The organism is Colwellia sp. E150_009 (assembly GCF_053543955.1).
On record NZ_JBHFOM010000038.1, the window covers coordinates 33,301 to 45,086 of the forward strand.

Annotated in this window: 10 protein-coding genes; 5 read left to right on the forward strand and 5 right to left on the reverse strand. The window is 35.1% G+C overall.

Features of this window, described 5'->3' with window-relative positions:
- Positions 1-57: 57 nt before the first annotated feature.
- The 3 genes from rpiA to dmeF all read right to left on the reverse strand — a co-directional run bounded on the left by rpiA (position 58) and on the right by dmeF (position 2,637).
- Positions 58-714 (reverse strand): ribose-5-phosphate isomerase RpiA, encoded by a 657-nt coding sequence (gene rpiA / locus ACE1OF_RS15030; RefSeq protein WP_448895463.1) that lies wholly within the window; start codon positions 712-714, stop codon positions 58-60.
- Between the two features lie 184 nt (positions 715-898).
- Positions 899-1,483 (reverse strand): 5-formyltetrahydrofolate cyclo-ligase, encoded by a 585-nt coding sequence (locus ACE1OF_RS15035; protein ID WP_448895464.1) that lies wholly within the window; start codon positions 1,481-1,483, stop codon positions 899-901.
- A gap of 215 nt (positions 1,484-1,698) precedes the next feature.
- On the reverse strand, positions 1,699-2,637 hold the full coding sequence (gene dmeF / locus ACE1OF_RS15040; RefSeq protein ID WP_448895465.1) for a CDF family Co(II)/Ni(II) efflux transporter DmeF: 939 nt from the start codon (positions 2,635-2,637) through the stop codon (positions 1,699-1,701).
- A 132-nt stretch (positions 2,638-2,769) separates the two neighbouring features.
- Between dmeF and ACE1OF_RS15045 the strand changes: the two genes are divergently transcribed.
- On the forward strand, positions 2,770-3,045 hold the full coding sequence (locus tag ACE1OF_RS15045; RefSeq protein ID WP_448895466.1) for a metal/formaldehyde-sensitive transcriptional repressor: 276 nt from the start codon (positions 2,770-2,772) through the stop codon (positions 3,043-3,045).
- 40 nt (positions 3,046-3,085) lie between these two features.
- On the opposite strand, the gene ACE1OF_RS15050 is transcribed toward ACE1OF_RS15045, so the two are convergent.
- Positions 3,086-4,525: a peptide MFS transporter gene (locus ACE1OF_RS15050; protein ID WP_448895467.1), complete on the reverse strand. Its 1,440-nt coding sequence runs from the start codon at positions 4,523-4,525 to the stop codon at positions 3,086-3,088.
- A gap of 433 nt (positions 4,526-4,958) precedes the next feature.
- Here ACE1OF_RS15050 and ACE1OF_RS15055 point away from each other — a divergent pair, with 433 nt between their 5' ends.
- The 4 genes from ACE1OF_RS15055 (at position 4,959) to ACE1OF_RS15070 (ending at position 11,364) form a co-directional block, all read left to right on the forward strand.
- Entirely contained in the window at positions 4,959-7,703 is a 2,745-nt protein-coding gene (locus ACE1OF_RS15055) for an SLBB domain-containing protein (RefSeq protein WP_448895468.1), read from the forward strand.
- Positions 7,704-7,726: 23 nt separating this feature from the next.
- Positions 7,727-9,007 carry a Vi polysaccharide biosynthesis UDP-N-acetylglucosamine C-6 dehydrogenase TviB gene (gene tviB / locus ACE1OF_RS15060; protein WP_448895469.1) on the forward strand — a complete coding sequence of 427 codons (1,281 nt, stop codon included), beginning with the start codon at positions 7,727-7,729 and terminating at the stop codon, positions 9,005-9,007.
- Between the two features lie 82 nt (positions 9,008-9,089).
- Positions 9,090-10,130, forward strand: coding sequence for an NAD-dependent epimerase/dehydratase family protein (locus ACE1OF_RS15065; RefSeq protein WP_448895470.1), 1,041 nt, complete (start codon positions 9,090-9,092; stop codon positions 10,128-10,130).
- 163 nt (positions 10,131-10,293) lie between these two features.
- Complete coding sequence (locus ACE1OF_RS15070; RefSeq protein WP_448895471.1) at positions 10,294-11,364, forward strand: Wzz/FepE/Etk N-terminal domain-containing protein; 1,071 nt, start codon at positions 10,294-10,296, stop codon at positions 11,362-11,364.
- 83 nt (positions 11,365-11,447) lie between these two features.
- Here ACE1OF_RS15070 and ACE1OF_RS15075 read toward each other — a convergent pair whose 3' ends face one another.
- Positions 11,448-11,702 carry a hypothetical protein gene (locus ACE1OF_RS15075; RefSeq protein ID WP_448895472.1) on the reverse strand — a complete coding sequence of 85 codons (255 nt, stop codon included), beginning with the start codon at positions 11,700-11,702 and terminating at the stop codon, positions 11,448-11,450.
- Positions 11,703-11,786 lie beyond the last annotated feature (84 nt).

Here is an 11,786-nt window from a genome sequence, read left to right on the forward strand (position 1 = left end):
GCTTAAAAGACTAAATATTTGCTTTTTTACATGGTTATGTATTTATTAATAAAATTTTTATTGGATAACGTTTACGCCGTTGTCACCAGCAAGTATCAGTATATCGGCGCCTCTATTAGCAAATAAGCCATTAGTTACTACACCAACAATAGCGTTAATATCGGCTTCTAGCTTTTTAGGATTAATTATAGATAAGTTATGTACATCCAGAATAACGTTACCGTTATCGGTGATAACGCCTTGTCGATATTCAGGGTCACCACCAAGTTTAACTAACTCTCTTGCAACGTAGCTTCGGGCCATAGGGATTACTTCAACGGGCAGAGGGAAACTACCGAGTATTTCTACTTGTTTCGAATCATCTGCGATACAAATAAACTGTTTAGCCACTGCTGCAACGATTTTTTCGCGGGTAAGAGCAGCTCCACCGCCCTTGATCATGCTCATGTGTTTGGTAATTTCATCAGCACCATCCACATAAATGTCTAATACATCAACATTGTTAAGATCAAATACTTCAATACCATGTGCTTTGAGGCGTTTGCTAGATTCATCAGAACTTGACACGGCACCAACAATATTATGCTTAATTGTTGCTAAAGCATCAATAAAGTAATTTACTGTTGAGCCTGTACCAACACCCACAATGGTGTCATTTTTAATAAATTCTAAGGCTTTTATTGCCGCAGCTTTTTTCATTTCATCTTGAGTCATTATTATGCCTTGTAGAAGAGATAAGTTACCAGTATCAGAATGGCGTAGATTATAGCACTGTGCATAGAGATAAGTAACGAGTTATCGGAGGAAGTGAATATTGACGAGTGCATAGTTTTTTACATGAAAAAAACATTTTGATTTTTTCAAATCTGCTTGCTACTTATCCTGAACTTCATAAGTGTTAAGTTACATGAAACATATATCGTTTTGATGGAGTGGTTATTTCAGGCAATGGAATATCCCAATGTTCAACTGGAATTTTGTCTACTTGTTGGCAATCATGTGCAATACCAAGTGGATAAATAGGATGCTGTTGCCAATTTGCTAACGTTCTATCATAAAATCCGCCGCCCATACCTAATCTAGCGCCAGCTGAATCAAAAGCAACTAAGGGAGTACATAACACATCAAGCTGCGCTAAAGGACATACTTTGGTTACATCTAGGGTAGGTTCATCAATTCCATAAATGTTCTTGACCATATTTGTGTTTCTTTCAAATAAAAGAAATAGTAAATGGCCAGAGCAAAAGGGGTGTAAAACAGGTAAATAAACACGTTTGTTTTGTTGCCAACACCATTCAATAAAAGGCATGAGGTTAAGTTCACCATCATTAGCTAAATAAAGTGCAATAGTTTGTGCTGATTTTATTTTAGGGTGAGTAGACAAATGTTGAGCAAGATGTTTGCTTGCCTGTTGTTGCTCTTCTATAGAAAGTGTTTGCCGTCGTGATCTGATCAGGTTTCTTAGGGCTGCTCTTGAGTTCATATAATTGGCCTGTTTCGTTTTGAACTATGTCAACTATTTAATGGAGAGCAGTAGCTTTTGCTCTTGGATTTTTTACGCTTAAGTTTAGGGCTTTTAATTCTAAACTTAAACGTGATTTCATTGTATATTAATCTGTATTCATCGACGAGTGGCTTTCCTGCATAACACCGTTTTGTTGATTTAATTATCACAACAACTGAGTTGTTCCATGAGTATCAGCTTTCTTGTAACTTATTTTTAGTATGTTCTATTTCAATTGATATGTGCGAGAGGTTGGGTAATAAATTTTTTAATATATGTTTATATTCTTTTGCTTTTAGAGGTTCATTTGATGTTACCTTGAGAATAGCGGCTTGATGTGCTGCTGCTATTTTCCAAATGTGGAGATCATTTATCACAGTATTTTTTTCATTTAAGGCTTTAGATATTTTATGTAATGTTGATTGTTTTACTGATTTATCTAACAATATGTCACTTGATTCTTTGATAAGTCCATAAGACCATTTAGAAATTACTATAGCACCTACAATACCCATGAGAGGATCCATCCAAGTTAGTCCATAATACTTACCTAATAATAGTGCTACAATGGCAAGGAGTGAGGTGAGGGTGTCAGCTAACACATGAAAATATGCTGCTTTCATATTATGATCGTGATGTCCATGGTCATGATGCTCATGGGCATGCTCTTCATGATGATGGTCGTCGTGTAGAATAAAAACTGATGCAAAATTTACAATCAAGCCGATGATAGCAACAACGATAGCTTCGTTAAAATGAATAGCCTGTGGTTCTAATAATCGTTGGCCAGATTCAATAATCATCATCAATGCGACGATTGCTAATGCAATTGCACTAGCAAAACCACCTAACGAATTGACTTTACCAGTACCAAAACTAAAATCCTTATTGTTTGCATGCTTTTTAGCATATGAATAAGCAAAAATAGTAATGAGAAATGCTGCTGAATGGGTTCCCATATGCCATCCGTCAGCAAGAAGCGCCATTGAACCAGACCAAGTACCCGCACTAATTTCAAGTACCATGATGACTGTTGTTAACCAAAAAACTATTTTTACTTTGTTTTCATGGTGTTTACTATCAATACCAAAATCATGAGAATGCTCCCATTGAATACTGTTATTATTTTTCATTGCATCTCCTAAACTGTATTAATATTATTAAATATTCAAGTATTTTAAGGTGGTTTGGGGATTAAGTGGTATCTGCTTATTTACTGTAATATACTATACCCCAGTACCCTATGTTTCATCAAGGTGATAAATATGTCGCATATCATTGCAAGTAAAGCAAAACTCCTTAGTCGTATTAGGCGAATTAAAGGTCAGTCAGTTGCCATAGAGTCAGCCTTAGAGGGAGAACCTGATTGTATGGCTGTCTTACAGCAAGTAGCAGCAATTAAGGGGGCTGTAAATGGATTAATGAAAGAAGTATTAGAAGGGCATTTGAGAGAGCATTTAGGAGGTGAAGATTTGACCAAAGAAGAAAGAAAAGAAGAGGTTGAGCAGGTTATTTCTGTTTTAAAAAGCTATTTAAAATAAAGAAAGAGTGCTGTTGTATTTTACAGCACTCTTATATGTATTAATTATGAGTTTCAGAAATCCCTTCATGTGCACCAGTAACACCAATTTCTTCTTCTAATCTTTCTTCAATATTGGCTGCATGGCTACCTTCAGCACCGTGCATCCATGCGACTAGTTTGCCTGCTGATAAGAAAATAATGACGCCTGTAATTAAAGCGGCTGCACCAACGCCCATAAAAATATTAGCAGCATTATCTACCATCTCTTGTCCTTCACCAACAAATGAACCAATAAAACCCGCTAATTTATTTGAAAGTGCAGTAAATAAGAACCAAATTCCCATTAACACAGATGTAAATTTAAGTGGTGCTAATTTAGTCACCATAGACAAGCCGATAGGCGATAAACATAACTCACCCAATGTATGGAAAAGGTAAGCAAATACTAAAAACAGCATACTTACTTTAACAGTAACATCTCCACCTTGAACCATTGTTGCCCAAAACATTACAAAAAAACCTAAAGCAAGAAATAACATAGCTAAAGCAAACTTTTTAGGTGATGTTGGTTCTTTAGAGCCCATTTTTACCCATACAGAAGCAACTACAGGAGCAAGTAATATAATGAACATGGCATTTAACGACTGAAAAGAAGAGGCCGCAATCTCAAAACCAAACATAGTACGGTCAGTAAAATCAGATGCATAGATGGTAAATAAGCCACCCGCTTGTTCAAATCCTGCCCAGAAAATAACAGAAAACATACTCATAATAAGTATTACTTTCATTCTATCAATATCTTTAGAAGTAAGCGGTGCGTGTGCTTGTTGTGTTCCTTTACTTCGTTTAGCTGAAGGCTGAATACCAATATCACCCAAATATTTATTTGCTAAAGTAAGCTGTAAGATTAAACCAATAATCATACCGCAACCAGCTAAAATGAAGCCATAATGCCAGTTAACTTGTTCCCCTAAAACACCGACAGTAATTGGTGCTAGAAATGCACCTAAATTAATACCCATATAAAAAATAGTGAATGCACCATCACGACGGTGATCGCCTTCTTCATATAGATCACCCACTAAACTTGAAACATTGGCTTTAAATAAACCGTTACCAATAATTATTAAGGTTAAGCCAATATAGAATACGGTTTCCTCCATGCCGACAATCATTGATTTAGGAATACCTAAAGTAAAATAACCCAAGGAGAAAATTAACCCGCCAAAAATAATTGCTTTGCGTTGACCAATAAAATTATCTGCGAGCCAGCCACCTAAAACAGGGGTTAAATAGACAGCCATAGTAAACGTACCGTATAAGCTTAAAGCTTCTGCAGGAGTCCAGCCAAATCCTCCATCTTGAACACTGGCTACTAAATAAAGCACTAAAAGGGCACGCATGCCGTAGTAACCGAAACGTTCCCACATTTCAGTACCAAACAATAGAAAAAGCCCTTTAGGGTGACCAAAAAGAGTTCCTGTATTAGGTTGAGTCATAAAATTTTCCTAATTTTCATTATTATATTAAGTATAGATATTTGCGTTAGTAAACACTTCAGCAATAATTTACGTAAAGGTAAATAAATAGTAAATAAAATGTATACAGTGTGCTTTTATACCTGTGCTTTAGTTCAAAGGCAAGTTTCAGTTACTCACAAAGTATAAGTGAGTTTATGTTATGTAGCGAAATCTTTCCTCTTGAGTATTAAAATATGATTACTAATTTATTTTATATAAGCTTATTTCTTTTTTCATTTTATATGGAAGATGTTCAATAAATACCTAAGCTATTTCTAAATAAGAGGATATATAATGTAGCAATCGTCTTTTAATGCTTTATTTTGAAGTTGTTAGACAGTATATATACTGTTAAACTTTCACGTTGTTATTTTAGGCGTTATAAACGCATAATAGGAATTTCCTTGCACTAATGATCCCCTTTATCAAAAAAAATATATTTATTTTATTTACTCTCGTTTCAGTTGTTTTTATTGCCTCTGTTTCTATGGAAGTAACTGCTCAAGTTAGCCAAGCTCAAATTGATCAATTTCAAAAATTACCTGTAGCCCAACAGCAGGCATTGGCCAAAAGCATGGGGATTGATTTAACGCAAATTAAGGGGCAAATATCGAGTGTTACTTCTGAACAGCCAGAACAAAATACCAATAACATAAATTATCCGCGAGGGACTCAATTTGATAGCCAAGGAAATCAAATTATAGAAAGAGAGCAACCTGAAGATGATGAAGATTTTGATGAAGTAAAAGAATTAACTCCGTTTGGCTATGATGTTTTTGCTAATGCACCGCAAACGTTTGCTCCGACAATGGATATTGCTATCCCCACTGATTATATGGTGGCGCCGGGTGATCGAATTTCTGTTCAAATTTTTGGTAAAGAAGTTAATGAGTTAGAACTAGAAGTTAATAGAGAAGGGCAAGTTGTTTTTCCTCAATACGGTCCCTTCACTGTTGCAGGGTTGTCATTTAGTGAAACGAAGCAGTTACTCAGTGCTAAAATTAAAGAACGAATTATAGGCGTTGATGTTGTTATTGGAATAGCGTCATTAAGATCAATGCGAATATTTGTTTTAGGTGACGCATATAAGCCTGGTCAATATACCTTAAGTTCATTATCAAGCATAACACATGCTATTTTTGCTGCTGGCGGTATTAGTGATATTGGTAGTTTACGTAATATACAGCTAAAACGTGCAGGCAAAACAATAAAAACACTCGATTTATATGACTTACTTGTACACGGCGATTCAAGTGGTGATGTTTTACTGCAATCTGGAGACGTTGTTTTTATAAACTCTGTTGGGAAGACTGTTTCTATTGACGGTGAAGTACGTCGTCCTGCTATTTATGAACTAAAAGAGGGGGATGATTTTTCTGATGTAACCACTATGGCTGGTGGATTACTTCCAAGTGCTTATGCTAAATCAACCATTGTTGAGCGTTATAATCAAAATAATTTACGCAGTGTCATTAATTTAGATTTTACTAACCCAAAACAGATGGCACGAAAAGTTGAAGGTGGTGATAACATACGTGTGTTGAAAGCTGCGGATATGTTCTCAAAATCAGTAACTTTAATTGGCGCGATTACTCGCCCAGGTAAATATCAGTGGCATAAAGCACAAAGAGTCACAGATCTACTTCCCGAAGTTAATTCTCATTTATTAGCTAACGCGGATTTAAATTATAGTTTAATTATCCGCGAAATTGATATTACTCGAAATATCGAAGTGTTGCAGTTTTCATTAGCCAAAGCGATTAGCTCACCTGAGTCTGATGATAATATTCAGTTACAAGCAAATGATAAAGTATTAATTTTTTCACAAGTAGAAAAGCTTAGTGAAAATAGTATTGGGCTTGATGCATTAGCGTTTACTCAAGAAGAATTATTTATACAAGAACAAAAATTAGCTAAGAAAAAATTCAAAACTAAACAGTTTTGGCTAGAGTATGGTGATCAAGAAAAGTTATCTGAACTTGACGAAGAAGAGAGTGATGCTGCTGAATTGATTAATCAATCTATTGAGCAAATGTCAGGCGGACAAGTAAAAGAAGTTGTTGATATAAAAGAGCTAGCACTTTTTTCACGTCAACGGTTATTGCTACCTATCATTCAGAAATTAAAACGCCAAGGGGCAGCGGGCCAACCTATTCAGCTCGTTGAGATTGATGGCGCTGTAAAATTTCCAGGTGTTTACCCTTTAGCTGTTAATGGTCGAATTGATGATTTAGTTGCAGCAGCGGGCGGATTAGATGAATCTGCTTACTTAGTTAGAGCAGATGTAACCCGAAGCGAGCTTAAGAATAAAGGCGTTACTAAAAAGTCAGTTTCAATTAATTTAGCACAAGCATTAATGAGTAATAATGAAGATAATTTATTATTACAAAGTAAAGACAGAGTAAACATTCATCAAATACCTTCATGGAGTGAAAATCATGTGGTTGAGCTTCGTGGTGAGTTTGTTTTTCCTGGAAAGTACACTATTCGACGAGGTGAAAAATTGTCTGATCTTATTGAAAAAGCAGGTGGTTTTACCTCTTTTGCTCACAAAGAAGGATCTGTATTTACTCGCATTAAACTTAAAGAACTAGAGCAACAAAACTTAATTAAATTAGCGGGTGATTTGCGTATTGAAATGGCGTCAAAATCATTGTCAGATAAGAGTTTTTCGCAGTCATATGCAGAAGTTCAAAAAATGTTGCAAGATATCACCAAACTACAACCTATTGGGCGGTTGGTATTAGATCTTCCTAAAGTAGTTAAAGATAATAATTATGATGTATTACTAGAGAATGGTGATGTACTTTATGTGCCTACCATGAAGAATTCGGTCAATGTTATTGGGCAAGTGCAAGTTGCTTCATCACATGTTTATGATAGTAATTTACGAGCAGAAGATTACTTGGCTAAAAGTGGCGGTAGCAAAAAACGCGCTGATGACGAAAGAATTTATATCATCTCTGCTAATGGCAGTATTAAATTGATGCAAGATGGAAATTGGTTTTCCAGTGAAGAAAATAATGCTGTTAAGCCTGGTGATACCGTTGTAGTTCCACTTGATACTGAATACATGGACAATATTAGCTTATGGACAAGTGCAACAACAATTATGTATAACACTGCTGTAGCGGTAGCCGCTATAAGTGGAATTTAATAAAATTAAAATGGAAGAGTGTAATGATGCACACATTAAGTGATGTAAAAATAGCTGTTATTGGTTTAGGTTATGTTGGTTTACCTCTCGCAGTAGAGTTTGGTAAAAAATATCCAACTGTTGGTTTTGATATTAATAGCCAACGTGTTAAAGAATTAAAACAAGGGCACGACTTTACTCTTGAAGTATCTAAAGATGAACTGGCTGATTCTGCTTTTATTTCATATGCCAGTGATATTGAAGCATTAAAAACAAGTAATGTTTATATTGTGACTGTGCCAACACCTATTGATGAACACAAACAGCCCGATTTAACGCCACTCGTTAAAGCAAGCCAAATGTTGGCTAATGTAATTAATAAAGGTGATATTGTTATTTACGAATCAACAGTTTACCCAGGTGCGACTGAAGATGTTTGTATTCCTCAAATAGAGAAGAATTCAAATCTAGTATTCAATAAAGATTTTTTTGCTGGTTATTCACCAGAGCGTATAAATCCGGGTGACAAAGAACATCGAGTGACTAATATTCTAAAAGTGACCTCAGGTTCAACACCAGAAATAGCTGATTTTATTGACAGATTATATGGTTCAATTATTACAGCAGGCACTTATAAAGCCTCAAGTATACAAGTGGCGGAAGCTGCAAAAGTTATTGAAAATACGCAACGAGATTTAAATATTGCATTAATTAATGAATTAGCCGTTATTTTTAATAAACTTAATATTGATACCGAAGAAGTACTTAAAGCGGCTGGGACAAAGTGGAACTTTTTACCTTTTCGTCCAGGCTTAGTAGGCGGGCATTGTATTGGTGTTGATCCTTATTATTTAACGCATAAAGCGCAATCTATTGGCTATAATCCCGAAGTTATTTTAGCTGGACGCCGTATTAATGATGGAATGGGCGCTTATGTTGTCTCACAACTTGTCAAAACCATGATAAAGCGAAATATTGCTGTGAATGGCGCTAATGTTTTAGTTATGGGGTTAACATTTAAAGAAAATTGCCCTGATGTACGTAATACTAAAATTGTTGATATTATAGCTGAACTTGCAGAATTTAATACCAATGTTGATGTCTATGATCCTTGGGTTAACCCAGAAGAAGCAAAACACGAATATGGTGTAGACTTAATTGAAAAACCTAAAGCTGCTCATTACGATGCGGTAATCTTTGCTGTTGCTCATAAACAGTTTATTGCCTTATCTAACGATGAAATTAAAGGGCTAATGCAACCAGAACATGTTATTTATGATTTAAAATACATGCTTGATCCTACGTTAGCAGATATTCGCTTATAGTCTTTTAACCCTAATAAATGCGATCCAAATTGGGCATCAGCTCACTTTTAGACTAGAACTTGGAAATACAAGGCAATAAATAATGACTCGTTATACTAAAATAAAACAACAATTAACCACAAATCCAAAAACGTGGTTAGTTACCGGTTGCGCGGGTTTTATTGGTTCTAACTTATTAGAAACACTCTTATTGTTAAACCAAAAAGTTGTTGGGCTAGACAATTTTGCTACAGGTCATCAACATAATTTGGATGAAGTAGAAACACAGGTATCAGCGCAACAGTGGCAAAACTTCACTTTTATCGAAGGTGATATACGTAATGTTGAGGATTGCGCAAAAGCGATAGGAACAAAAAACAACCATGTAGATTATATATTGCATCAAGCCGCTTTAGGCTCTGTTCCGCGTTCTATTGCTGACCCTATATTAACAAACTCAGCAAATATAACAGGTTTTTTAAATATGCTTGTTGCAGCTAAAGAAGCAGAGGTAGAAAGTTTTGTTTATGCTGCCTCTAGTTCTACTTATGGGGATCATCCATCGTTACCTAAAGTAGAGGAAAATATAGGTAAGCCCCTTTCTCCTTATGCAGTAACCAAATACGTTAATGAATTATACGCTGATGTTTTCAATAAAACTTATGGGCTAAATACAACAGGTTTACGCTATTTTAATGTGTTTGGCAAAAGGCAAGATCCTGATGGTGCTTATGCAGCGGTCATTCCTAAGTGGACTGCTGCTATGATAGAAAATCAAATAATATATGTAAATGGTGATGGTGAAACTAGCCGAGATTTTTGTTTTATAGAAAATGCAGTGCAAGCCAATATTTTAGCTGCTACCGCTGAAGATAACGGTAAAAACCAAGTTTATAATGTTGCCTTAGGTGATAGAACAACGTTGAACACTTTGTTTAATAGTTTGAAAGATGCATTACAATCTAATGGCGTAGAATATCAAAGTTCACCTGTTTATCGTGATTTTAGAGCTGGAGATGTACGCCATTCTCAGGCGGATATTTCCAAAGCAAAAAACATGATTGGCTATGAACCTGAGTTTAAAATTCAACAAGGCATTGATAAAGCTATGCCTTGGTATATTGAATTTTTAACTAAAGAATAGAGTTATTCTTAACAAGTTCTAGTTTTATGGTTTATAAAAATTAATTGTTCTTTGTATACTTATAAGAGACAGCTTTTATAGTACAGCAAATTTTTTGTTAAGGTTAAAGTGATAACTATAACCTTAATGTGTAATAGAAAACTTTCATTGGTGAATAGATTAAGTGTCAAATAACTCAGATAAAAGTATAAAAAACAACCTTGTTGATGAACAACATGAGCAAGATCAAACGCCTGATCAAAACACACATGCAACAGATACTACTTTTGCTAATGCAGCTGTATTGCAGCAACAAATGCTATTGATGCAAATGCAACAAAATCAATCGAAAACAAATGAAATTAATTTAGGGGAATTATGGAGTGCTATTTGGGCAGGCAAAATAACGATTATTTTTATCAGTTTTGTTTTTGCAATAGTTTCTATTTTCTTTGCACTTTCGCAACCTAATATTTATAAAGCTTCTACAATAGTCGCGCCTGTATCAAACGAAGCTGGAGCGGGTGGTTTATCTGCATTAGCAGGGCAGTTTGGTGGTCTAGCCAGCATGGCTGGTATCAATTTAGGTGCAGGGCAAAGTGATAAAACCGATTTGGCCTTAGAAATTATAAAATCTCGTTCATTTATTGAAAAATTTATCGCCAAGTACGATTTACTTGTACCAATAATGGCAGGTGAGAGCTGGGATATGAGCACGAATACTTTAATTCTTGATGACACATTATATGACTCAGTTAATGAAAAGTGGATGCGAGAAGTTAAAGCACCTAAAAAGGCAATACCTTCATATTGGGAGGCATTTGTTGAGTTTTCTAAGTTACTTAATGTTTCTCAAGAGAAAAGCACTTCAATGATTACCATAGAGCTTGAGTTTTTCTCTCCTGTTATGGCGAAGCAATGGCTGGGATGGTTAGTTAATGATGTCAATGAATTTATGAGAGAACAAGATAAAAAAGAAGCGCGAGACTCAATTAACTATTTAACTTCGCAATTAAAAGAAACTCAAGTTGCTTCAATGGAAACCGTATTTTATCAGCTGATAGAAGAGCAAACTAAAAATATGATGCTCACACAAGTAAAAACGGAATATGTTTTGAAAACGGTTGACCCAGCACAAGTACCAGAAGAAAAGGCAAAACCAAAGCGTGCTTTAATTGTTGTTTTAGGCACAATTTTAGGTGGTTTACTTTCTGTAATTATTGTTTTAACCCGCTATTTTTCGAATAAAAAATAAAGTTAAATACTGACATTTAATAAAAACTAATAAATAGCAAAGGTTTTTCGGGTAATAATCACGAGGAAAATACGCTTGCCACCTTATTTAGCGACTTCTGTGTTTAGAGCAAGTTTAGTGGTATGTTTAAGTAAATTTATACCTCCAATATTCCCATGTCCTGGAACAACCATTTTTATATTTGGATATTTATTAATAACTTGTTGAATTGAGTCAGGCCAATCTTTTATAACAGCATCTTCAATATTACCCAAATTTTTACTGTTTAGGCTTTTGACAAAGCATCCACCAAATAATATTTGTGCATATTCTCTCCAGCTTTGATCACCCAATTGCATTAACTTTGATCGCTTATTCTCATTAAGCTTTGATCACTAGTATCACTTGTAAATGATCACTTTTGTGCTCTTAATGATTTTGCC